The organism is Halobacillus litoralis (assembly GCF_009856355.1).
GTDB lineage: Bacteria > Bacillota > Bacilli > Bacillales > Halobacillaceae > Halobacillus > Halobacillus litoralis_B.
Genome location: NZ_WMEW01000011.1, coordinates 1 through 23860 on the forward strand (window position 1 = coordinate 1; position 23860 = coordinate 23860).

Below are 23860 nucleotides of genomic sequence, written 5' to 3' on the forward strand. Positions count from 1 at the left end.
AGCGACCCATGTAAATCTTGTGTTCTCACGTCTTGCTTACGATCTTAGACCATTTTTAGTGAACCGCCTTCGACCGGTAGGAACGCTAAAACATCCTTTTCAGCCACCGCCTTTTTATAAGAGAACCGTTAGTTCAGGAACGAAAACGATTTATATCAATGGTACGTATCTATTTCCCATTGGCAATGTGAAAACATCCAATGCAATGAACTTCAGTTCAAAGCTTTCGCTTTACACGAAGAAGGGCAGAGAACAAATACACAAAAGTCTCCGCCCGGATATCCAGATAGAAATTGGACATTTAATGAGGGCTTCTCTACCGAAAAGAAGTATTGAATATCTGGATAATCGTATTAGTCGGTATAGTATGAAGATGGGGAAATGCGAAATTACAGGTGAGTACCTCCATGCATCAGACGTTCACTGTCACCATTACGTGCCCAGGAACCAGGGAGGATCTGATCAATTTCAAAATCTCCGTATTCTTCATAAGGATATTCACCGACTTATCCATATGAAAGATGTAGAGAAGATAAAGGTTTATCTTGATAAGTTACCACAGAATCGATTGATCTTAGATAAAATCAATCAATACCGAAAGGTATGTGGGGTGGAAGGGATCGTTGCATCCAGTCTCGAAGAGTAACAAAGGAACTTATAATGTAGTACATACCTTTAGATGGAGCGCCGAATGCTGGGAAACTAGCACGTTCGGTGTGGAGCAGGGGAAAAGCTGGAGATAACTTCAAACGCTTACCTATTGCTAACAAATATTCAATTAGGATGGTTGCCTTTTTCTATATATTCAGTAGTGAACAGTGCTTCTAAGATAGTGAAATTATTAAAGGTTGTTCATTATCTTTTAGCGAATTCACGTAAATAGAGCTTAGTTGTAAAAGGGGGGTATTATTTTGAAGAAAATAAAGATCGCATATGTTCTTAACACGATCTTGATTGGTTTAATCGCTATTCTTATATCTACTTTTTTTGCTGGAGGTACTATAGCTGAGAACTATACTGACGAGACTTGGGTCTCCCCAGTGTTTTTTGTGATTTTACCTATATGGGCTTTAGGATTTCTACTAGGATTGCTTATTTTTAAAAGTAAAAACCCTGGAATATATTTGTTTATATCTATTCTTATCACATGGATTTCAATCCTACTTGGAGTACAATTGGGGTTTAATCTAGCTACATAATATTCCATAGTGAGTATATGTCTTGAAATAAAGTCTTGCGGAAACGGTGGCGTTTCTTCAATTGAAGGATCGCCTTTTTTACATTGGTATAGTTTGGGAATGTACTCCGTTGGTAATAGAGGTCAGTAAGGACAGAGATTAAATATAGGTAGTAGGAGGAGAATCGTAATATGAACAAAAGAATTGAAGACGGCATAATCTCTGCATTTGCTTGTGCAGTCGCTGCTATTCTCTTCGAATACTTGATATACGGTGAAATAAGATGGGGACTTGTATTAGGTTTAACGCTAGGCAGTATCACTTTTTCTATAACACGCAAGTTTAGAGATAAAGAAAAATTGTAAAGACCTCTCGTATTTGTTTCTTCACCAACGTGGACAAGTGCAAAATACTTGATTGCTGGGTGGTGCTGGTTTTGAGGAGGGAGACATTATTAAAAATCATCGGTATTCCTGTGCTTGTTTATGTGGTCATATCGTTATATGAATTCATAGTTTGGGATGATATGGCTCTGACTAGCAAGGTGGTTTTTATTGTATCAACTACAATTTTGTTATATATCAGGTACTTCACAAATTTCTTTAGTAAGAAATAAGAAAGGGAATTGATTTAGGACATTTTATATCTTATATCTCGAAAAAGAGTCTTACTGAAACGGGGGCAATTTGTTCAATAGAGCATTAGCCCATTACATAAGCGCAAGGAATATCCTTTCATTTAATTATTTAACTGACGGAGCAGATTAGTGGAAGAGTGTTTTAGTATAATGTTCCGCAAACGGGACATTTTGTTGAGGAGAAATTAGAAAGAAAAAATGAAGGTGGGATGAAAAATGTTCGATGCTGGTTGGCTTAATATCGGCAGTTTGGTACTTGGATTAGTATCTTGGATAATTCCTTTTGTTATTCTTGCGGTAGGTAAAAAACAGATGAATAAGAAATGGATTGCGCTTACCATTATCAGTTTCAGCGCTTGCGCTATTGCAATATGTTTACAAATTTTTTATAACCTTCACTTAGTAAACATTGAAGACTGGTCTGCTCTGTCAGAAATGCGCGCTGTAGCTGTTGCTTCAACTGTACTTGTCATTGTTACCATATTATTAAATTCATCTACGTTGTTTTTATATCGGGATAGGGGCGCATTGTAAAACTAACGGATGAGGTAGTTGAAAATCTGATTAAACATCTCGAAATCAAGTCTTCCGTTATAGGGGACGATTTTTCAATAGAGCGTTCGCCTTTAATACATGAGCATAGCTATACAAAGTCTATAAATAGACAAATAATTGGGGGAGTATATGACAAATAAACAAAAGAATTATTTAGAAGCTAATATCGTAGCTTTATTATTTTAGTCATCTTATACTTTTTAGATGTACCTATATTTCTGTATGTTTTACTTGGTTCATGTATGCTCATAACAATATTTTTTATTGAGATATGGGACTACAATAGAAAAAATTGAGATCAACACTATTTTAAGGGTGGTGTTAGTATTATCAAAAGTTTTCATTCTTGGTAATATCGCCATTGTATTATCCGCTTTCCTATTCGTCATCGATCTATTCATCATTAATGATCTATTGATTTACTGGGACACCTTAGTCCTTATCAATCAATTTACTGTTGGATACAGGTGTTACTTTAAAGAGGGTAGTAAGATATAGGGTACTATTTTGATGGGCACGATTGCGGTAGCATTTATTTTCATAGCAATCATTCTCGTTACTTAAGCTTTGGTGGAGCGGAAATAATAGTGTGGAAGGTAATAAGTATCTTGAATTCAAGTCTTAAAGAAACGGGGCTAATCTAAAAAATCTCCCAATTAATTTTCAGGATTGCATTGACTATATTTGGAAATAAATATATAGTGAAATAAATTTAAAATAATTTGTGATGAAGAGGATAAGAGCTATTATGAACGGTTACCAGAGAGGGAAGAAAAGGTGGAATCTTCCTAACGCAGCGTAATAGCTTACCACCTTGGAGCTGCATGGGCGAATATGAGTAGTTCATGCCGTATTGCTACGATACAGCAAACCAAAGCCGTTACTTTATCCATGTAACGGGAAGTTGGGTGGAACCACGAGTACAGCACTCGTCCCTTTTTTAGGGACGGGTGTTTTTTTAATTGAAGAAGTTATAGTGAAGAAGAGGACAAGAGCTATTAGGACGGTTATCAGAGAGGGAAGAAAAGGTGCGATCTTCCTAACGCAGCGTAATAGCTTACCACCTTGGAGCTGCATGGGCGAAATGTGAGTAGTTCATGACGTGTGCTACGATACAGCAAACCAAAGCCATTACTTTGAAAGGTAGTGGGAAATTGGGTGGAACCGCGGGTAAAACCATACTCGTCCCTTGTAGATAGGGACGAGTATGGTTTTTTAATTTTATCAAAGGATGTGTATGTATGAATCATGACAAAATGGTAATTTCGTTTCCGGATGGCAGCGAAAAATCTTACTTAAAAGGGAGTACATTGGGGGATATTGCCCAATCTATAAGCCCTGGCCTTAAGAAAAAGTCAGTAGTTGGGAGAGTCAATGGATCCTTATATGATATGCAGAGGCCAATCAACTCTAATGCTGAGATTGAATTATTTCCACTTCATTCTTCAGAGGGATTAGAGGTGATGAGGCATACCGCAGCTCATATTATGGCTCAGGCGGTTAAGCGACTTTTCGGAAGCGCGAGGCTGGGTGTAGGTCCTGTTGTGGAGAATGGTTTCTACTATGACATCGATACGGATCAGAGTATATCTAAAGATGATCTATCTAAAATTGAAAAAGAAATGAGGAACATTGTAGCTGAGAACTTGTTTATTAAACGGGAGTTAGTATCTAGAGATGAAGCTGAGAGCATTTTTTCGAATGATCATTTAAAGCTGGAGCTATTAAAGAAAATTCCTAGGGAAGAAGATGTCTCCATCTACAAACAAGGAGAATTTATAGATCTATGCAGAGGTCCCCATTTACCGTCAACGAAATTACTTAAAGCTTTTTCCTTAACAAATATCTCGGGGGCCTACTGGCTGGGGAATAATGATAACCAGATGTTACAACGAATATATGGTGTAGCTTTCTCAACAAAAAAAGAACTCAATGAATACTTTCATTTTGTCGAAGAAGCCAAAAAGAGAGATCACCGCAAATTAGGGAAACAGCTTGAATTGTTTATGTTTTCAGATGAAGCTCCAGGAATGCCATTCTATTTAAGTAATGGTCAGGTGATAAGAAATGAGTTGGAAGCATTCCTTAGAAGTCTGCAGGAATCGTTTAATTATAAAGAAGTGAAAACTCCATTAATGATGAATCAGAGGTTATGGGAACAATCGGGGCACTGGAATCATTATAAAGACAATATGTATTTCTCTGAAGTTGACCAGCAGCATTTCGCTCTTAAACCAATGAATTGCCCAGGACATATGCTTATTTTTAAGGACCGTTTGCGCTCCTATAGAGACCTTCCAATACGTATGGCTGAATTCGGTCAAGTTCACCGTCATGAATTCAGTGGAGCATTAAACGGGTTATTGAGAGTTCGTTCCTTCTGCCAAGACGATGCTCATATCTTTGTCACACCTCATCAGATAGAAGGCGAGATCACTTCAGCCTTGCAGTTGATTGATGATGTTTATCGAACTTTTGGTTTCAATTATGAGATTGAGCTATCTACTCGTCCTGAAAAATCTATGGGGGGTCCAGGGTTGTGGGACCAAGCAGAAGATGCCCTTAAAAACGTTTTGGATAAACTAGGTTATGATTTTAGAGTGAATGAGGGAGACGGTGCTTTTTACGGGCCTAAGATTGATATCCATATAAAAGATGCCTTGAATAGGAGTCATCAATGTGCAACTATGCAGCTGGATTTTCAAATGCCGGAAAAATTCGATCTGGAATATATAAATGAACATAATGAAAAAGTTCGTCCAGTGGTTATTCACCGGGCTGTGTTTGGGTCCCTTGATCGCTTTTTAGGCATACTCATTGAGCATTATAGAGGGGCATTTCCAACTTGGTTAGCACCTGTTCAAGTAAAAATACTACCTGTATCAAACGACGTTCATAAAGAATATTCGGATCAAGTAATGAATCGGTTAAAACAAGAAGGGATTAGAGTGGAAAAGGACAGTAGAGAGGAAAAGATAGGGTACAAGATCAGGGAAACTCAAATAAACAAAACACCCTTCATTCTGGTGTTGGGAGACAAGGAAGTTGAAAAAGGATGTGTGAACGTTAGGTCTTATGGAGATAAAGCAACGAAAGATATGGGATTAGATGAATTTGTAACAAGCATTAAACAGTCTATAGTCAATAAAGATTTACTTGAATAATTATTATCAACATCAAATTACATTATCCTACAAATACAGAAGGTATAGATCCTTACATTGACCACGTCGTCAAGCATAGTAAGAGCGAAAAGAAAAGGAAATTCTTTGCTGATGGTGAGCTTCTTTACTGCATGGCATCTTGGGATATGAATGGTCATGAATAAACAATTTCTTCTGATTGCAGGCTGTTTTAAATATGAATCTTCAGTATAAGGAGGCAATTATGAAAAAAGGATTGCCTCTTTTATTTTTTGCAGGATTGTGGAAGAATCAACCTTGGAAATATAAGGTATATTGAAACTAAATTGGAGAAGTATCGTATGAGTAATAGGAGGAACCAGAATAGGTGAAGGGGGATAACGATTGTACCTCTGAAATGGAGGCGTTAAAACGTTGAGAATACTGGAAGCCATCATAGAACATACGGTAATGCTGGAGCCTAAAATACATTAAAGGTTATTCAATAGATAAGGGGGAGAAGAAAATGGTCATTAAAGTTGTACTCTTAACGCTGCTTCTTTTCCAAGTCTTATATTTATCGGTAAAAGTTAAAAATGATAAATATATCAAATATTATATACCTGCCTTTATTGTAAGTATAGTTACAGCTTGGTCTATTTATAAAACCTTTACAATGAGTGAATTTGGTATTGTTACCTCAGCTATTTTTTCTACTATAGGATTATTCATTTTATTTGTCTTTACCAAGCATCCTCCGTTTTCAAAAGAAAAAATGTAATCCCTTCTTGAAATTGAGTCTTCCACTAACAAGGGCGACTATTCTATACGAGTGGTCGCCTTTTTCATAAAGTTTAGGGTTGTGGTTGATTTCTAAATGATAAACAGTTTGAAAAAAGGTCGGATCTTCTCTCTTAGATACATAATTGGAACGGCTGAAATAATGACGAAGGAATAGTAACAAGTGTACGTCTAAAGATAAGAGGTGGTTAAAGTGCTGGGTTATATTAGGTTTTTCTTCTTCATGATTATTGGTCTTTTACTATGGAATGCATTGTTTTCATCCAATAACCAGTCAACCATTGAAATAATAGGGATCTCTTTTTTTTCAACATTATTTAAATGGTTGTATGAGGAATTTTTCGAAGGATCAGAAGGTACTGATGGAAACTAAATGTAAGGTCACAAATAAAGTAACGATGACAAATGTTCAATACTGATGGTCGTCTTTTCTTTATTTTGGACTGAGGTATCAGGGAAGAAAATGGTCCGGATAGTATTATGCGGTTTGGAGGAGATAACTAATGACCGCTGAGAATAAAGAAATAATGAGTCAGACGAAGAAAAACAAGGATATATGTAGGTTTATTTTCGTTATTCCTATTTATTGTTGCGTGAGTAGAAAGGATACAACGTTTGGAATTTAAGAATGAAAGAATAAGGGTTTTCACCTGTCTTATCGGTTAGCTTAATAACTTATCACTTTTTCGTGGTAGAAACTTATGGAACTTGTTATTCCTGGCTTTAATTATTGTATTCATAGGAGCATTATCTCTTTAAATTTAAAAAGGGTGACCATCTGCCTGAACTAAGTAAGGTGGGAAGGTTAATGAATTACATAACATATCCCGTGATCAAGTCTTATGGAAACGGGGGAAGCTGTGGAATAAGAACCAGCACCAACCGGGATGACATGGGAATACAGATGTCTATCACCTTCTTGTGGGAGTGATAAAGTGAGTAAAAAAATCTTTAACATCATTGGATGGGGTCTGCTTCTGGGAATGGGTGCTTCATGGATAGGGTTTGGTTATTCGAATTGGTATTTATTATTACTTCCAATGACGTACATTTCTTTTTCAATTAATGATGGCAGCATTAAAAATATAGGAAAGATAAAACAGATGTCTATACTCCAAGTGATTCTAATATTGTTTGCATATGTTGTGTCAATTGCTATCGTTTATGGTCTTTTGCAATTATCCAGTTACTTGATAAGCGACATATTACACTTAACTGGAGGTATAAAGACCTTTAGTGTGATTATTGCAGTGATTCTTTCGCTGTATCCTGTTAAGTTCACTTTTGGTAGAGTTGTTTATAAACTAACAAATGGGTTGAGCGCTGCAAGGTAAGAAAGTTCCCTATGTATTAATTAAGTAGAATAGTGAAAACATCATACGGTAAATTGAATATGTTGGAAAAACGGTTATGATCCATCAAACTTTCTGGAGGTAAATATGGCCATAAAAGTCAACTACACTACAAATGCTGAAGATATAGATCCATATATACAACACATCTTAAAACATAGTAAAAATGAACAAATAAGGAAAATTATAACTATTATATTATGGGTCATTATCCTTGTATCCTACGATTTAGTTTATAAGGCCATGAGGCCCGGGGTATATATAGGTCCTCTTAGTTACATTTTTTTGTATACGTTTGGTTTAGGGTTCTATTTAGTTGGAACGTTCATTCTCATAAAAAAACGGAATAAAAAAGCACTATTAAAGAAAAAGGATGTTTTTTTTGGAGATAAGGAAGTCTATTTAACTGGTGATCTTATTCAAGTAATTCATAAAGGAGAAACTAAAGAAGAGTGTTCTTGGAATGAATTGAAATTTTTTGTAAGGAACGACCCTTACATCTACTTACATACGAATAAATATATTCATCAAGTTAAGTTAAGCAGCAAAATAGAAGAAGTACAATACTACCTAAAACAAAAAGGTATTAGAAAAAAGATGTAGGGACAAGTCTGCACCTTTTTTCTAAGCACGAGTCAACAAGGGGATTCACCCACATATTTGTTGAAACTGAATTGGATTGGTATCGTAGGTGTAATAAAAGACATGATTTTTGGTGCGGTTGGATGAGCATGAGAAAGAAGCTTTTAGAAAGTAGAACAAGGGAGGAGGGTTATTAATAATGGACGATATGCTCAGATGCCCGGAGTGTGGGAATGAGTTGAAGGGTGGATATATTTTCTCTCCACGAAGAATTTGCTGGTCAGACTCGCCTGATTCAATTTTTGCTGATTTTGGGAGTGAAATATTAATAGAAGATGCATGGTTAAAAGTCAAAAAAACACCGGCTTCAAGGTGTGAAGAATGTAATTTAGTGCTTTTCAAACACAAGGAAAACAACGAGGAGAATTAGCCGTCATGTATTCCTTCACTTCTTTAACACGGGGGCAGTCTTGAAAGAAAGGAGCTGTCTGGAATGTCTTTTATAATTCCCGGGCTAATCTCTGCAATCGTCATTGCCGTCTTATCTATTAGATATAAAAATAAAGGCAAACAAGACAAAGGGTTTAAACTAAATTATTTTGCACTTTCGTACAGAAGGAAATTGGTAAGGACGGTCACCCTTACACCGGTGGTCATTTTCTCAGCCCTTATTCTTTACTACTCTTCAGCAATTACGACGATGACAAAAATGGTGTTTATCCTAGTATTGCTTATGGTTTTTGTTTTTCAAGTTATTTATAACTTTTATATGTGGAAGAAAAAAGAAGCATGAAGATTCATATGTTCATTTGTGGTTGGTACATGGGTAAGGCCATGGTAATTGGAGGTGCATGATGGATTTTTTTGATTGGAAAATAGAGATGCAGGAAAGCTTCAAGACATATGTAGACCTTGAAAACAAAAGGGTTGCTGTTCTTACAGCTGATGATGATGACATTCATATGGTTTTGGAATTTGATGATTATGATCATTTAGTTATGCACCCCAGGTGGAACATCAGCATTACTATTTTAGGGGAAAAACATTTAAAAATTACTACGAATTCATAACGACATACTTCGTGTGTCGGGTGCGTCCATTGAAAATTACCTGAATGACCTTGAGGTTTAAACAATAAGGTGGTTCAGTTGAATAGAAAAAGGGACTTCCATGAAATTGGAAGTCCCTTTTGTCTTCATAGGACTGTTGAATTTTCAAAGAAACATAGATACGAATACAGCGGTGATGAAGCTGGCAAGTGTGCCGCCGATGATTGCCTTCAAACCGAGGCGGGCAACTTGGGACTGCTTCTCCGGAGCCAGTGATCCGAGTCCGACAATCAACTGGCCGATCGAGGATAAGTTGGCAAAATTGCAGAGGGCCACAGACATGACAGCCATCGTCATCGGAGAAAGATCCCCGGCCATCTGCTTCAGGTTGGAGTAGGCGAGAAACTCATTCGCCGCAAGCTTCGTTCCAATTAAGGAAGCCGCCTGGAAGGCATCGGAAAAAGGAATGCCGATCATCACGGCAAAGGGATAAAAGAGATAGCCGAAAATGGTGGACAGATCTGTTCCGATCAATCCCAATCCCCCGTTGACCAGGGCAATGACACTGATAAAAGCGATCATCAAACCACCGATGCTGGCCGCAAGTTTTACTCCATTAACCGCACCGTCGGAGATGGCTTCAAAGACGTTCGCCTGCCCGGACTTTTCGAGAGAGACGGTTTCATTCAACTCGGAGATTTCTGTTTCCGGCTCCAACAGCTTGGCCATGACAAGAGAAACGAAGGGCACGCTGAAGATGGCGATCAATAGATACGTTAAATCAATGCCCATTTCTACATAGCCGACGAGGATCGCCCCGCTGGCAGAGGCTGTTCCACCGACCATGATCGCAAAGGTTTCCGATTTGGTCATGCGGCTCAAGTACGGCTTCACCAGTAGAGGAGCTTCGGCAACTCCAAGGAAGGTATTCCCAACCGCGCTGAATGACTCCACCTTTGAGGTTTTCAAAAGCTTTCCTACGATCGTGCCGAGGAACTTCACAATGACCGGCAGGATACGGAGGTAATATAATCCGGAAATCAGGGCGGAAATAAAAATCAGGGCCCCTAGGACATGGATGGCAAATACAAAGTTGACGCCTGTTTCCGCAAGCAGTGGACCAAAGACAAAATCGATGCCGGCCGAGCTGTAATCAATGATGTGCTGGATGAAAAGAGCGGCCTTTTTCAAAGCGGCTTGACCGATAGAAATGTTCAGCATCGTATAAACGAACAGTCCTTCAATCAATAAGCCGGTCAGGATCGTCCGCCACTTGATGTTTTTTCTGCTGCTGCTCAACAGCCAGCCCAGTCCAATAAGGGCTGCGAGTGAGAGCAGTCCGGTGATGATCTGCATGATGTAATCCTCCCTGAATATGACGGATCCCTTAAGGAGATTAGACGTCAGACAACAAAAAAGCCTCTTTCCTATAAACATAAGGAAAGAGGCCCGGGGACCTACCTGCGGCTGTAAGATCCCTGTCTATTCTTTCCTTATAGTCCGGCTCTTTACGGCAGCCGGGTAGAAACTTGCGGACCATATCTCCGCATGTATATAAGGAATCCGTGTGAAATTGTATGTTCAGCATTCTAGCAGAATACAGGAAAGGGAACAATAGATTCAAAGGAAGTTGTAAAATTGGAAACTTTCAATCCTATAAAAAGATGGCGGTGATAGGCAGGGAAGCAGCCGCGAGGACTGGAATGACGGACGTCAAAGAAAAGCTCGGCCGGACAGGTGCGAGAAAATCAACAGGGTTATCGGCTGGTGACGCAAGGTAGTGAACCAGGCGGCTCCAACGGCTCTTTTTTCGGGGGATATATGGAACGTCGACGTCGTATTCGGCGAGCTTACGGTCGAGCTCTGTGTGATCATGGAGCTTATTTTTCACAGGTCTTCCACCTCCAGGTGCGTTTTTAATGTTTGAATGGCTTGATGCCGTCTCGATTTCACAGTCCCTAAGGGGATGTGAAGGATGTCGGCGATTTCTTTTTGAGGAAGGTCATGGTAGTAGTAGAGAAGAATCACGGCACGCTGCAGATCCGGAAGGCCGCTGACTGCCTGCTGGACCGTCAGCTTTTCTGCAGGATGGAGCGTGCTCTCCTGTGAAGGAACTAAAAAGGGAAGCAGGCTCCGCCACTTTTTTCTCCGGTTCAATTTGTTGACCATCAACCGGTAGGCGATCTGAAACAGGTAGGATTTCAAAGTCCCCTTGGAAGACACATACTGGTGCTTATGTGTCTGCAGGCGGAGAAACGTATCCTGAACGATATCAACACTGAATGGTTCGTCTCTCGTATAGCGGTAAATAAACGCATACACCGGCCTGTGAAAGGCGGTATAGATCTGTTCGAAAGCTTCTTCATTTCCCTGCTGCCAGTCCTCCATGACGGCTTCCGGGTGGTTCACGAAGCTTCTCCCATACGGGCGTGTACAGACTTTAATGTGCGGCTTAAACGACTGAATAAATACAGGATGACGACAATCGTCCATGCCTGTGCCTGGTTCGTGAAAAACTGGACATATGGATTTTCAACGGTGGCGCCTGAGCTGATCATCAGGTTGAGAACCTGTACGCAGATAATCGTATATACGGCAAGGATGACGGTTAAGGTATCAAAAACATTCCAGCGCAGAAAAAGCTCCGTTTTCTTATAATCAATCTTTCCTTTGCTGCGTATGATGTACTTTTTCTCCATTGGTATCGTCACGGCCAAAATGACCCCCATCCAGACAAACATGACCCCCATTGAAATGATAAAACCGATGCCCATCTTCATTCCTCCTTTGATCTCTTCTACCAACTATACCAATGAGAAGCAGGAAAGGTTCGCTCGAAAAGGAAAAAATTGTTTTATTTTTCGCCATCTGAAATAATTGAAGAAATATAGAGAAGGAGTGGAATGGTATTGAGACGCTTACGTAAAGGGGATACCATTGGTGTATTTACACCTTCAGCACCTGCGACGGTTACAGCTGAGAAGCGCTTCACCAGGGCGAAGGCTTTTCTTGAAGGAAAAGGATTTCATATCAAAGAAGGCAGCCGGACAGGTAAACAGGAAAGCTACCGTTCCGGTACACCAAAAGAACGGGCGGAGGAATTGAATGAGCTGCTGAGGGACCCGGAAGTCACAATGATCATGCCGACGATTGGTGGAACGAACTCCAACAGTCTGCTCCCGTACATTGATTATGAAGCCTTTCAAAGGAACCCGAAGCTTATCGTGGGCTATTCGGATGCTACCGCTGTTTTGTTGAGCCTGTATGCCAAAACAGGGAGGACGACCTATTACGGCCCAGGCTTGATTCCGTCGTTCGGGGAATTTCCACCGTTTGTCGGAGATACGTATGATTATTTCAAGAGCTATTTCATGGAGAAGCCGGACCTTCCTTACACCGTTCCAATGCCCGCCTACTGGTCGGATGAACCGGTGAACTGGCTGGACAAAACGACAGAAAAGACCCTGTATGAGAACGACTGGGTGACCGGTCAGGAGGGGCAGGCGGAAGGGCGTGTCATCGGCGGCAATGTCAATGCCATGTACGGATTTATCGGGACGGAATACTTCCCGGAGATCCATGAAGGAGATGTTTTATTGTTGGAAGACTGTCGGAAAACCGCAGCCGTGGTCGAGAAGAATTTTGCCATGCTGAAAGCACACGGTCTTTTCCATAAAGCCGGTGGTATTCTGATCGGGAAGCATGAGTTGTATGATGATCTCGGTACAGGCAAGCGTCCTCTCGATCTCCTGTTGGAGCAGCTGGATGGTCTTGAAATCCCGGTGCTGGCTGAGTTTGATACGTGTCACACACACCCGATGCATCCACTTGCTATCGGTAAAAAGGTAAGGATGGATGCCGGCAGGAAAACCGTTCATAGTATAGAAGAATGGATAGAGTAGAGGGGAAAGCAGGAGTAATGAGAGAATACAGACAGGCTTTTTTCAAGCAGGACTTTGTGATGTCCTATGAAACAACCAAATCCATGGAGTTCGAACAACGCGGCACAGGTGAAGTCATCCATATGTTGATGAATAAGGAGATTACGATTGTCAGGGACCCGGACAGGGTGGAGGATACGGAGAGTTGGAGGCCGGTCCATAACACATCCCTCCGCCGGTTCTGTAAAAAAACGAACCAGGGACAGACGCCTACATCCTATGGATACCCGGTCACATTCAACAGCGCAGAGGAATTGAGTACATACCTGCAGAAGCAGATTCAACAGCCTGAACGGTAAAAATCCTGCGATTTAACACTTCCGTAAACCACAAAGGGCCTTCATCCATGTATAATAGAGGAAGAGAGAAAACGGAAACAGTGCCTTTGTTTCCGGTCGTTCTTGGACAATACTGGAGAAGAAAAGGAGGCCCTGCATGCGACACGATATACAACCGAATGAGCGCGCTTTTTCAACGAAGGAAGTGGCTGAAGAAGTAGGGATCGCAACAACTACCGTTCGTCGTTATGGGCAGATTCTTGAACGGAACGGATACGAGTTCTTTAAAGATGGGGACAGGCGGATTTTCGTCGCGTCTGATATAGAAGCCTTGAAGGAAATCCGCGACACGGACCTTCCTCAGGATGAACAGGCAAGGATTGTCGTGGAGGAGCAGAAGGAGAAATTGAAGGGATACACAGAAACGGCGCTGACTGTATCAGATACATATTCCTCAGCTCTTGGAAACCCTGGACAGACCGGGGAACTTCTGAAGCTGCTGGCCGGTGAACTTGCCGCCTCAAGGGAAATGAACGTCCAGCTGAAGCAGGATATGGCCGAGTTGAAAAATACGGTTTCTCGTCTCCAGCAGGATCACCACGTCATCAGTTCAGGTGTCGGCAACTTTTCACAGAAAACTCATACGAAGCTTGACCGGATGATGGATGATCAGAAGGAGCAGTATGAAGAGATGCTGGAGCGGGAGAAAGAGAAAAGCGATCTGTTGAAAGAAGAGCTCCGGGCGATGCGTGCCGAACAGAAGCAGGAGTGGCAGGCACAGAATGATTTCAACCGCCGTCTGGAAGTCACCGTGAAAAATACCAAAGGCCCATGGGAAAAGCTGTTTTCCCTGTTTCGGAAATAAATCGAGCGGGAACGCTCTTTAACGTAAAGAAGACGCAGCCGTTTTTGTGAAGGTAAAAAGGCCGGGCTGTACGTAACAGGTTTTGGACAATAAAAGGGGGATCTCATTGATTGAAAATCTTCTTTGGGGCGGTACGCTGCTCCTCGTCGTGATGTTGATGGTGTTTGTGGACATCAAAAGGGAAGGGCACCACAGAAGCCATCCCAGCCGCCTCCAGATTCCCGAAGATCAGCCGGAACAGGACCCGATCAGAAAGGGAAGTATCCGGCACTGACAAGAAAACCTGTTGAAAAAAGATGCATCTCCAGCTGAGATGTTTCTTTTTTTATGGTCAAGCCCGGTCGAAAGGTTCACACGTCTACAAGAAGGATGGTTGTCGAATGGAAGTATTCACGGAGAAAGTCCTTTACATAGCTTTGTTCATTTTAGTCATCCATACCATTGAAACGCTGGCCTAGGCGGTGCGGCTCATCATTGGAGCGTCGACGGTGGGTACTGGTTTACGACGTGTATCGTTTAGTATAAAGGAGAGAATGGAATGATGTTTACATTTGTCCCTCTGACCATGGAGCTGGTCGATGAGATTGATGCGTGGGATTACGAAGGGTTCGTTGAGCAGGTGGGGATGACTCCTTATTATGAGTCCCATAGTGAGGAGGGGAAGCTGAAGGGGCCCGGCGGCTGTGAAGGGTATGCCGCTCTTTTGGATGGAAAAACAGCGGGGCTGTTCGAGTTTATTCCAAAGAAGGCGTCTCTTGAAATCGGACTCGCTCTGAAGCCTGAGTGGATCGGGCGGGGGTTTGGAGTGACCTTCGTCCGTGACGGCATCGCTTTTGGTCTTCAACAGTATGAGGGGATCCGGTCGGTGACCCTCACTGTTTCCGTGGAGAATGAACCTGCCGTGACGGTCTATAAGAAAGCGGGTTTTTCCATTGTACGTGAACAGGCCGGGGAAGTGGAGATGGAGAAGGTCATGAATTAAACACCCGCTCTTATGTACTGGTGGTACCTTCAGGTGCTCCGACGATTCCCTTTCCGCGGACGAACGTCCGAGCCTCCTCGGGAAAACCACCCTGTGGGGTCTCGCCCGCCCGTTTTTCCGCAGGAGTGGAATCGTCTGCACACCTTCCGGAATACAAATAGATTCGCTTCCACTCGCTCTCAGCCGTATGAATCTGGAGTTTTTTTGCAGTAAAAAGGGATGATCTTATGTTTAATAGATGTCATCCCTCGAGGTTCTCCTTGTATGGCGGTCACGAGGAGCGTTCGGTGGTGACGCCTGCGGGAACAGCACGAGCTGAAGATCCACTTGGGCAGGTGCTTTCCCTGACCAAGTTAGCTGAAGCCGTGCCCGCGGCAAGCATCCACCGATAAGCGGCATGTGACCACTTCAAGAGCCTGATGGCAGATGCACGTAGGATTACTGCATCTGTTGTTCGTGCAGGTGGAGCTTGGTTTCTTTCGGCTTCGTTTCGGCGATAATTTTTCCTTTGCGGATCGACCAGCGGACAGCGGCCTGGTGGCGGATGGCTTCATATTCATCCGCTGCATCTAAAACGATCAGGTTTGCCGGCCTTCCGACCTCAATGCCGTACGCTTCATCAAGGTTGAGAATGGCGGCGCTGTTCGTTGTGATAAAATTCATCCCCTGTACAATCTGGTCATAGCCCATCAAGTGGGAGAGGTGCAGCCCCATATGGAGCACTTGAAGCATATTCCCTGTTCCGAGCGGATACCACGGATCGAAAATATCATCATGTCCGAATCCGACGTTGATTCCGGCTTCCTGAAGCTCCTTGATTCTTGTCAGTCCGCGGCGCTTCGGATAGCTGTCGAAACGTCCCTGCAGGTGAATGTTGACAAGTGGATTGGCAACGATGTGAATGCCGGAGAGCTTCAGCACACGGAACAGTTTAGATGTATAGGCATCATTGTAGGAGCCCATCGCTGTTGTATGACTGGCCGTAACTTTATGCCCGATGCCACGCTCAAGGGCTTCTGTCGCAACGACTTCTACGAATCGGGACTGTTCATCATCGATTTCGTCACAGTGGACATCGACGAACCGGTCGTATTGCTCGGCGAGGTCAAAAGCGATTTTCAACGACTGCACGCCGTATTCTCTTGTGAACTCAAAGTGAGGGATGGCACCGACACCGTCCGCGCCTAACCGAAGCGCTTCTTCAAGGAGTTCGGCTCCGTTTTGATACGAAAGGATGCCTTCCTGTGGAAAAGCGACCAGCTGAAGGTCTACGTAAGCCTTCATTTCCTGTTTCACTTCAAGCAGAGCCTTCAAGGCTGTCAGGTCAGGGTCCGTCACATCGACGTGTGTGCGTACGTGCTGGATGCCATTGGCAATCTGCATGGAGAGCGCCTGTGCTGCGCGCGTTTTGACGTCCTCATGCGTCAATTTTTCTTTTCTTTCCGACCAGCGCTGAATCCCTTCAAAAAGCGTTCCGCTGTGGTTCCAGTCCGGATCACCGGCTGTCATCGTCGTATCCAGGTGAATATGTGGTTCTACAAAAGGAGGCAGGACAAGATTTCCACCTGCATCCAGTATTTCTTCTTCGTGGCCATTCACAACTTCCTTCGTAATGGATGTGATCTGTTCACCCTCTATTTTTATATTCCAGGTTCCAGCTTTACCCCTTAGTCGTGCGTTGGTGATAATCATATAACTTCTCCTTTTTCTTCATTGATTTCAGATGCTTCAGCTTTCCAGGGAATTTTTGTAATGATGATATAAATAAGCGCTGCTCCGGCAAGAGCGTTGACAGGGGCGAGTCCCGGCACGAACTGGGAGGCACCCACGCCGGCTGCCCAGGCAGCGAGTCCCTGCCAGCGGAAGTTTTTCAGTGGTGTATCCTGGTACGCCTGCTTCCGGTAGTGTAAGAAGTAATCGGCAAGCAGCACCGCGCCAATCGGCGGCAGGGCTGTTCCAAGGACTGTCAGCCAGCTGACGAAGTTGTTATACAGCCACATCGCAAGCAGTGTGCCGACGATTCCGTTGAAAATGACTACTTTATTTTTCGTGATTTTCGTGATGCTGGAAAATCCGAGACCGGAGGCGTAGAGCGCGTTGTCGTTGGTTGTCCAGATGTTCAAACCGAGAACGAGGATGGCCGGAATGATCAGCCCCTGCGTGAACATGACTTCAGAAATGTCCGCCTTGCCCGTAGCCATTGCTCCAACAGCCCCGAACAGGAACATGAGTGAGTTTCCGATGAAAAAGGCAGTCACGGTACTGAAGACAGCCGATGTCTTCGTCTTTGCGAACCGGGTGAAATCAGGTGTCAATGTCCCTGCACTGATGAAAGACCCGATACAGATGGTTAAGGCAGCTGCAAGACCAATCGATTTCTCCGGTGTATGCTCCCAAAGACTGCCCAACCCTCCCATATCCGACGTCGCCTGGAAGACAGAAAAGCTTCCGAGCACCGTAATCATCGGCACAGCGATAAAGCTGAGCAGCATGAGGGCTTTCATTCCGAAAAAGGCAGTGGCTGTCATAAGAAGGCCGGCCCCGCCAATCAGCCAGATCATATCAATGCCCGTCGCCTGATGAACGGGCAGGGCGAACATGACCACCCCTACACCGAACCAGCCGACCTGGGTGCCACCAAGCAGGAACGAAGCCAGGTATGAACCTTTTTCTCCAAACGCCCAGCGGCTCAACAGATGGGTGGAAAGTCCGGTTTTGGCGGAAATGTAAGCAAGACCACCGGTGTAGGCTCCTAAAATCAGATTGCCAAGCAGGACGATCATTAAGAATTGCGGAAAGGTCAAGCCTGTTCCGAGTGTCCCCCCGGACCACATGCTCGCGGAGAAAAATGTCAATCCCATCATGACCATCAGCATTTTCCAAAACCCCTGCCGCTCCGACTGCGGGACGGCGGTTAATGCATAATCCTTCATATCTCATTCCTCCAGTATCTTTTGATAAGACACTGGTACCAGGCGCGGAAGGGTTCAGGAAACGAAAAGAGGCTCCCTGCCGTTTCCGACAAGAAGCCTCACAGACGCCACCAAAAAGAAGAGGCGCTGCGTCTGCCGGCTTCTCTGGTGGTCGTTTCCTATACGCTGTCCTTGTCAGCCTCACGGGACTGAATTAAAGGTACCAGTATGATATTGCGTTCATTATGCAGGTATCTATTAACGTTGTCAACGCCGTTTTCTTAACTTTTCAACATCAAGCGCTTTCAATTAAAAAGAGGAGTGGATCGTATGCTAAGATAGAATGAAAGAGTCTTAGAAAAGGGAGGAGAAAGTTCATGTCTTCGATGTCTGAGCGTTTTTACATGTTTGCAGAGCAGGAGTGTTCCGGGTCGAGTCCTTTGTATGAGCACCTGGCTGAACAGATGGCTGGAGACGACGATATCCTTCAGCTGGCAGAACAGGCACCGGATGGTCAGCCCGTGCCAAACCTGCTGTTCGGGGCTGTCCACTACCTTTTAATGGGAGAACGGGACCATCCGCTCCAGGCGTTTTACCCAACATTCACGAATCACCCGAAGCCGAAGGAACGGGCGTATCCCGTTTTCCGGAGTTATGTATTTACGAATAAACAGGCGGTTCAAAAGCTCATACGGGAAAAGCGTGTGCAGACGAATGAAGTGCGTCGCTGTGCCTATCTCTATCCGGTTTTCTGTCACATTGCCGTCCGTACGAACCGTCCGCTCGGCCTGATCGAAATCGGCACGAGTGCCGGCCTGCAGCTGCTTGTTGACCGGTATTCGTACAGTTATGGCAGGGATACGATCTATGGCTGTGCCCGATCCCAGCTGTATCTTAATTCAGAGGTCCGTCACGGGAAGCTGCCGGGTTTTATGCATCAGCCGCCAGTCATTAAGGAAAAGATCGGAGTGGATCTGCACGTTTGTGATGTGACCCATGAGGAGACGATGCTGTGGTTGAAGGCGCTTATCTGGCCGGAACATAACCAAAGGCGGGAGCATCTGGAGCAGGCCGTGCAGGAACTGCGCCTGAACCCGCCGGATTTCTACGAGGGGGATGGGGTGGAGGTTCTCCCTGAACTGGCTCGACGGATACCGGAAGATCAGGCGTTGTGCATCTTCCACACCCATGTGGCCAATCAGATGCCGGTTGAAGTCAAGACACGACTTCATGAACGCCTCGTGGAAATCAGCGGAACCCGACAGGTGTTTCATATCTATAACCATATGAATGACTCCGATCTTCATATGGATGTGTATGAGGACGGGAGAATTGAAACCCATACGATTGGAGCGACGGACGGCCACGGCCGCTGGTTCGACTGGTATCTTGAAGAACCCGTTCCAGAGAGGACAGAACAATGACAACGACCTTTGAAAAACTAACCGTTCCCACCGAGGAACACGTCGCAGCCTTCAACCGTTGGAACAACGATGATCAGCTGATTCCGCTGATCCGTCCCAACAAAAACGAAGAAGAGCTGTCCGGCCGAAGTACTATGACCCTCGCGGACTTGGAAAAACGCCTGAGCGACCATACGATTTTTCTGATCTATGCGGATGGAAAACTGGTTGGGGAAATGAATTACATGATTGACCCTCCACACCTTTTCAAAAAAGCACCCCGGTCGGCATGGATCGGCATTACAATCGGTGAACCTGAAGGGCGTGGGAAGGGGATTGGTGTTCTCGCCATGGCTCATATAGAGGAAAAAATCAAGGAAGCCGGGTTGGAGAGGATTGAACTCGGCGTATTTGAATACAATACAAGAGCCCGGCGGCTGTACGAAAAAATGGGGTACAGCGAACTGGCACAGCAGGCTGATTTCACGTACTGGCAGGGCCGGATGTGGGCAGACGTGCGCATGGAGAAGCAGATCTTTCATCTATAGGGGAAGTTGAGAAAGGAGCGGCCTGTCGGCAGCTCCTTTTCTATATCTCACTCTTCTGTTTCTTTGAAAAAAACGTGTACACAACGTAAGCAATAACAGCCACAACCCCGATGTCTTTGAACGTCGTATATCCAATGTCACCTTGAACGATTTCAAAAACAATAAACCCAAGCATAACCAAGCCTCCGAGCGCTATAAGGATGGCTTTCGTTTTCTTTTTCATAATATCCTCCCTTTCCTTTTCTTCTCCACTACCCTTTCTGATGAGTGGTAAACAGAAATTGGAAAGCGGGGAATATCCGTTCTTATGGAATCCTTTTCTGATAATTTGCGATTTTTCTGAAAAAAGGATTGCCAGGAAGTGAATAAACTGGCATAATTATTCTCGTCATTACATTTCAGGGGGTGGAAGGGTGGAACATGTAGTAGCCATTTGGAAAGATGAGAAGAATGGGCTCGGCATTATTGAGGTGAAAGATCAAGTGTTTGGTTCATCATTTCACCCGGTCTGTTATCAGAAAGAAAGCGAAGGAAAATACTCGATTATCAATGGGTTGTGGTATACGACCTATCACGGTGCGCGCCAGTATTTCCGTGCGAAAACAAACCCATACAGTGGTTACGGACGTATGCGCAAAATCCAGTAGCTTATCCTTTAGGGAGGCAAAGCTGTAAAGGGGAACATAGAATAGCTGGACACAGCCGGTGCTCTCGCTGGGTTACATAGGTACGCCCGGCTGAAGGAGCTTCTTTTTCTTCTTGAAAGCTGGAACAAGGCCTGTGCAGCTCAAATGCTTCATCAGCAGCCCTTAGTGACTCGTAAAAGGCTGGCTGATGACCTCTGCTTTTTGTCAGACCTATGAAAAGATTACGTGGCCTTATAGAATTGTATTTTATATTGAACGAACCCCGGAGGGTGCTCCGGGGCTTTTTTGATTCAAAAGAATTAGTCTATTTATCCTAAATACGTGAAATTAGTTAAAAATGAGAGAAATATTGAAATATCCATTGGTTTTTTGTTCGTTATAATGGAATATCCGGAAAAATAGAACTTTTCTATTCGGAAAAAGCATTTTATAATGAACACAATCATTCTCTAAAACGAACGAAAAGAACGAGGCGTTCTGCTGGGACTGTCATACAGGACTACGGAACGAACCAATGGAGGTAATGAAATGGAAAATGTGGTGTCCATCCCGTCTGTCCAGGAAGACCGGCCGTCGCTGAACATCCACGGTGTCAAACATACGTACATGAAACCGAGAATTACAGCATTCATTCCTGCTCACAATGAAGAAAAGTCCATCCGTGACTGCCTGGCCGGCCTCGGTGATCAGACGCTGCCCAAAGACGTGGAACTTGATGTTATTGTGATCGCCGACAACTGCACAGACCGGACAGAGGAAGTTGCTCTCGCTGCAGGGGAAGAATTCAATCTCAACTTGAAAGTGTTGACGACTGTCAATAACAAGCAGCGGAAAGTAGGCGCGTTAAATGCTGCCTGGAAGAGCATTTACGGTGACCCTCTGGACCTCTACGATAAGAAACCGAGCGTTTATGAGGAATTTTACAAAACCTCCGTCAAAGCGGTTCTCGGGATGGATGCCGACAGCCGGCTTGCTCCAGATGCCCTGACACAGCTGTGGGAAGGCCTGATGAGCGCCCGGAATATCGGCGGGGTGATGGCGAAGTATACGATGCGCATGCCGAAAAAGAAGAGCCTGATCTCTAAAGATGATGTTCATTACGAGGAAATGATTGCAAGTGGTCAGTACGGCGGTCCGATAACGCGCTGGTGGACCCACCAGCAGAAGCAGGATATGGCGAGCTGGCTGCTTGATCTGCAGTACCGGGGCGGGAGCACCTATGTTCTCGGAGGACAGGCGACACTGTTCCGCCCGGAAGCTCTTCAGGACATTATTGAGGAAAACAAGCTGGATGGCCCATGGCAGGATGAAAGTGATGTAGAGGATATGCTGTTAACCTGGCAGATCCAGAAAAGGTGGAAAACCCTCATCAGTCCTAAGGCCCGCTGTTTTGTAGATTCCATGCGTTCCTACCACACCTTCCGTCAGCAGCGGAATAAATGGCAGGGAGGGACGGTGGAGCTTCTGACCAACAGTGACATCGGCGTAAAATCGAAACACCGTTCGAAAATCTGGCGGTCCCAGATTAAAACATTCATTGATTTGATGATCCGCCTGTTGTTCCTCAGCCTTCTGACCGTATCGATAGCGACTGATCAATTCTTCTGGTCATGGATCTGGTTGACGCCGATTATTCTTGCGTCCGTCCTGAATACGATCCTTGCCTTGAAAACACCGATGCACCGACCCATTGATGTGATTCTCGCCGGGTTGTTGATCAGTCCTGAAATGTATATGTGGGTCAACTTTGTGACCTTCTCCCACGTCTGGCTCGGCAAGCTTTCCGCCCACAAAAAAGATGGATGGGCGATCCAGTACAGTGCCGAAAGAGGAGCAACGCGGAGTAAACTGGCTGAAGGACTGGTCGGCATCGCAGCCGCTGCTGGAGTGCTCGTCTATCTGGCTTTCCATTACCGTGACTTCCTGACAAGTACCCCTGTACAGGAAGCGGTGTACCCTTATCTCGATACAGGCTGGGTGATCTTAACCGCGCTTACCATTTATACCTCATTGCTGATGGCGTACCAAATCTGGACACTTCGTGGCAGACATACAGCGTGACCACTCGATTTGAAGGAGGACATAACGATGAAAGTAAAAAAAGCGATCATTCCAGCGGCTGGTTTTGGAACGAGGTTTCTTCCGGCTACGAAAGCCCAGCCGAAGGAAATGCTGCCGATTGTCGACAAGCCGACGATTCAATACATTGTAGAGGAAGCTATTGAAGCGGGCATCGAAGAAATCATCATCGTGACCGGGAAGGGGAAGCGGTCAATCGAGGATCATTTCGACACCGCCTTTGAATTGGAGAAAACACTTCTGGATAAAGGAAAACAGCAGCTGCTTGACCAGGTCCGCTACACATCAAACCTCGCTGATATTCATTACATCCGGCAGAAGGAGCAGAAAGGTCTCGGCCATGCAGTCTGGTGTGCCCGCCATTTCATTGGGGACGAGCCGTTTGCTGTTCTGCTCGGCGATGATATCGTAAGGAGTCCACGGCCGGGGATCCGCCAGTTGATGGATATCTATGAAGAAACCCAGTCGCCAGTCATCGGTGTCAAAGCTGTGCCGATGGAAGACACGCACAAATACGGTGTTATCCAGCCGGCTGCCCAGCAGGGACGCTGGTATGATGTGGAAGGTTTTGTTGAAAAGCCGAAACCGGGGACAGCACCTTCCAATATGGCGATTATCGGTCGCTACGTCCTGACACCTGAAATCTTTGCCTTCCTGGATCGTCAGGAAATCGGAGCCGGTGGTGAAATCCAGCTGACTGACGCGATCGATCGTTTGAATGCCATCCACTCCGTCTACGCGTGGGAGATAGAAGGACGCCGCTATGATGTAGGAGAAAAACTGGGATTTGTCCAGACGACCATCGATCTTGCTCTCGAGCGGGAAGAGCTGCAGGAGGATCTCTATCATTATATGAAAAAGGTTGTCGCAGACTATGAAGCGGTCCGCAGAAAAACACAGATCTCTTAAACGAAAAATGTCTCCGCCTC

The 23860-nt window shown here is 44.5% G+C and carries 27 protein-coding genes, 1 riboswitch and 2 other annotated features; of the genes, 20 read left to right on the forward strand and 7 right to left on the reverse strand.

The features are described from left to right. The 10 genes from GLV97_RS20030 to GLV97_RS14715 form a co-directional block, all read left to right on the forward strand. The coding region (locus GLV97_RS20030; protein ID WP_237418631.1) for an HNH endonuclease at positions 1–646 on the forward strand (646 nt) is incomplete at its 5' end. Positions 647–1369: 723 nt separating this feature from the next. Continuing rightward, the gene (locus GLV97_RS14675; protein ID WP_160889954.1) at positions 1370–1543 is read left to right on the forward strand and encodes a hypothetical protein; all 174 of its coding nucleotides are present in this window, start codon (positions 1370–1372) and stop codon (positions 1541–1543) included. 488 nt (positions 1544–2031) lie between these two features. Beyond that, the gene (locus GLV97_RS14680; RefSeq protein WP_160889955.1) at positions 2032–2349 is read left to right on the forward strand and encodes a hypothetical protein; all 318 of its coding nucleotides are present in this window, start codon (positions 2032–2034) and stop codon (positions 2347–2349) included. A gap of 739 nt (positions 2350–3088) precedes the next feature. After that, positions 3089–3310, forward strand: a binding site (T-box leader). Between the two features lie 30 nt (positions 3311–3340). Further along, positions 3341–3563 (forward strand) — a binding site (T-box leader). Between the two features lie 48 nt (positions 3564–3611). Next, a complete protein-coding gene (gene thrS, locus GLV97_RS14685) occupies positions 3612–5534 on the forward strand; it encodes a threonine--tRNA ligase (RefSeq protein WP_160889956.1) in 1923 nt (640 codons plus the stop codon). A 484-nt stretch (positions 5535–6018) separates the two neighbouring features. Continuing rightward, a complete protein-coding gene (locus tag GLV97_RS14690; RefSeq protein ID WP_160889957.1) occupies positions 6019–6273 on the forward strand; it encodes a hypothetical protein in 255 nt (84 codons plus the stop codon). Positions 6274–7228: 955 nt separating this feature from the next. Next, on the forward strand, positions 7229–7627 hold the full coding sequence (locus tag GLV97_RS14695; RefSeq protein WP_160889958.1) for a disulfide bond formation protein DsbD: 399 nt from the start codon (positions 7229–7231) through the stop codon (positions 7625–7627). Between the two features lie 105 nt (positions 7628–7732). Next, positions 7733–8248: a hypothetical protein gene (locus GLV97_RS14700; protein ID WP_160889959.1), complete on the forward strand. Its 516-nt coding sequence runs from the start codon at positions 7733–7735 to the stop codon at positions 8246–8248. A gap of 178 nt (positions 8249–8426) precedes the next feature. Beyond that, positions 8427–8657 carry a PF20097 family protein gene (locus GLV97_RS14705; protein ID WP_160889960.1) on the forward strand — a complete coding sequence of 77 codons (231 nt, stop codon included), beginning with the start codon at positions 8427–8429 and terminating at the stop codon, positions 8655–8657. A 63-nt stretch (positions 8658–8720) separates the two neighbouring features. Beyond that, positions 8721–9020 (forward strand): ATPase, encoded by a 300-nt coding sequence (locus tag GLV97_RS14710; protein ID WP_160889961.1) that lies wholly within the window; start codon positions 8721–8723, stop codon positions 9018–9020. Positions 9021–9081: 61 nt separating this feature from the next. Beyond that, positions 9082–9297 carry a hypothetical protein gene (locus tag GLV97_RS14715; protein ID WP_160889962.1) on the forward strand — a complete coding sequence of 72 codons (216 nt, stop codon included), beginning with the start codon at positions 9082–9084 and terminating at the stop codon, positions 9295–9297. Positions 9298–9441: 144 nt separating this feature from the next. On the opposite strand, the gene GLV97_RS14720 is transcribed toward GLV97_RS14715, so the two are convergent. From GLV97_RS14720 to GLV97_RS14735, 4 genes are all read right to left on the reverse strand, one after another. Beyond that, on the reverse strand, positions 9442–10632 hold the full coding sequence (locus tag GLV97_RS14720; protein WP_160842302.1) for a NupC/NupG family nucleoside CNT transporter: 1191 nt from the start codon (positions 10630–10632) through the stop codon (positions 9442–9444). A 120-nt stretch (positions 10633–10752) separates the two neighbouring features. After that, positions 10753–10854, reverse strand: a riboswitch (purine riboswitch). Between the two features lie 76 nt (positions 10855–10930). Beyond that, on the reverse strand, positions 10931–11167 hold the full coding sequence (locus tag GLV97_RS14725; RefSeq protein WP_160835084.1) for a hypothetical protein: 237 nt from the start codon (positions 11165–11167) through the stop codon (positions 10931–10933). Next, positions 11164–11664 carry an RNA polymerase sigma factor gene (locus tag GLV97_RS14730; RefSeq protein WP_160836432.1) on the reverse strand — a complete coding sequence of 167 codons (501 nt, stop codon included), beginning with the start codon at positions 11662–11664 and terminating at the stop codon, positions 11164–11166. Before GLV97_RS14730 ends, GLV97_RS14725 begins: the two co-directional genes overlap by 4 nt. Before the next feature lie 17 nt (positions 11665–11681). After that, complete coding sequence (locus GLV97_RS14735; protein ID WP_160835085.1) at positions 11682–12050, reverse strand: group-specific protein; 369 nt, start codon at positions 12048–12050, stop codon at positions 11682–11684. A 129-nt stretch (positions 12051–12179) separates the two neighbouring features. On the opposite strand from GLV97_RS14735, the gene GLV97_RS14740 reads away from it, so the two are divergent. The 5 genes from GLV97_RS14740 (at position 12180) to GLV97_RS14760 (ending at position 15342) form a co-directional block, all read left to right on the forward strand. Further along, complete coding sequence (locus tag GLV97_RS14740) at positions 12180–13178, forward strand: S66 family peptidase (RefSeq protein WP_202409551.1); 999 nt, start codon at positions 12180–12182, stop codon at positions 13176–13178. 17 nt (positions 13179–13195) lie between these two features. Then, complete coding sequence (locus GLV97_RS14745; protein WP_160889963.1) at positions 13196–13516, forward strand: hypothetical protein; 321 nt, start codon at positions 13196–13198, stop codon at positions 13514–13516. 136 nt (positions 13517–13652) lie between these two features. Continuing rightward, a complete protein-coding gene (locus tag GLV97_RS14750; RefSeq protein ID WP_160835088.1) occupies positions 13653–14360 on the forward strand; it encodes a hypothetical protein in 708 nt (235 codons plus the stop codon). A gap of 106 nt (positions 14361–14466) precedes the next feature. Next, positions 14467–14634: a hypothetical protein gene (locus GLV97_RS14755; RefSeq protein ID WP_160835089.1), complete on the forward strand. Its 168-nt coding sequence runs from the start codon at positions 14467–14469 to the stop codon at positions 14632–14634. Positions 14635–14898: 264 nt separating this feature from the next. Beyond that, positions 14899–15342, forward strand: a complete 444-nt coding sequence (locus GLV97_RS14760; protein ID WP_160889964.1) for a GNAT family N-acetyltransferase — start codon at positions 14899–14901, stop codon at positions 15340–15342. 438 nt (positions 15343–15780) lie between these two features. On the opposite strand, the gene codA is transcribed toward GLV97_RS14760, so the two are convergent. Continuing rightward, positions 15781–17034, reverse strand: coding sequence for a cytosine deaminase (gene codA / locus GLV97_RS14765; protein ID WP_160889965.1), 1254 nt, complete (start codon positions 17032–17034; stop codon positions 15781–15783). Continuing rightward, complete coding sequence (codB, locus tag GLV97_RS14770; protein ID WP_160889966.1) at positions 17031–18275, reverse strand: cytosine permease; 1245 nt, start codon at positions 18273–18275, stop codon at positions 17031–17033. Before codB ends, codA begins: the two co-directional genes overlap by 4 nt. Before the next feature lie 356 nt (positions 18276–18631). Here codB and GLV97_RS14775 point away from each other — a divergent pair, with 356 nt between their 5' ends. Together GLV97_RS14775 and GLV97_RS14780 are read left to right on the forward strand one after the other, a co-directional pair. After that, positions 18632–19678 (forward strand): DUF2332 domain-containing protein, encoded by a 1047-nt coding sequence (locus tag GLV97_RS14775; RefSeq protein ID WP_160835091.1) that lies wholly within the window; start codon positions 18632–18634, stop codon positions 19676–19678. Then, the gene (locus GLV97_RS14780) at positions 19675–20205 is read left to right on the forward strand and encodes a GNAT family N-acetyltransferase (RefSeq protein ID WP_160835092.1); all 531 of its coding nucleotides are present in this window, start codon (positions 19675–19677) and stop codon (positions 20203–20205) included. Before GLV97_RS14775 ends, GLV97_RS14780 begins: the two co-directional genes overlap by 4 nt. Positions 20206–20245: 40 nt before the next feature. Here the strand turns inward: GLV97_RS14780 and GLV97_RS14785 are convergent, their stop codons facing one another. After that, complete coding sequence (locus GLV97_RS14785; RefSeq protein WP_160835093.1) at positions 20246–20428, reverse strand: hypothetical protein; 183 nt, start codon at positions 20426–20428, stop codon at positions 20246–20248. Between the two features lie 190 nt (positions 20429–20618). Here GLV97_RS14785 and GLV97_RS14790 point away from each other — a divergent pair, with 190 nt between their 5' ends. The 3 genes from GLV97_RS14790 (at position 20619) to galU (ending at position 23840) form a co-directional block, all read left to right on the forward strand. Next, positions 20619–20852 (forward strand): hypothetical protein, encoded by a 234-nt coding sequence (locus tag GLV97_RS14790; protein ID WP_160835094.1) that lies wholly within the window; start codon positions 20619–20621, stop codon positions 20850–20852. A gap of 528 nt (positions 20853–21380) precedes the next feature. Beyond that, positions 21381–22913, forward strand: coding sequence for a glycosyltransferase family 2 protein (locus GLV97_RS14795; protein ID WP_160835095.1), 1533 nt, complete (start codon positions 21381–21383; stop codon positions 22911–22913). Between the two features lie 27 nt (positions 22914–22940). Continuing rightward, positions 22941–23840 carry a UTP--glucose-1-phosphate uridylyltransferase GalU gene (gene galU, locus GLV97_RS14800; protein ID WP_160835096.1) on the forward strand — a complete coding sequence of 300 codons (900 nt, stop codon included), beginning with the start codon at positions 22941–22943 and terminating at the stop codon, positions 23838–23840. Positions 23841–23860: the final 20 nt, after the last annotated feature.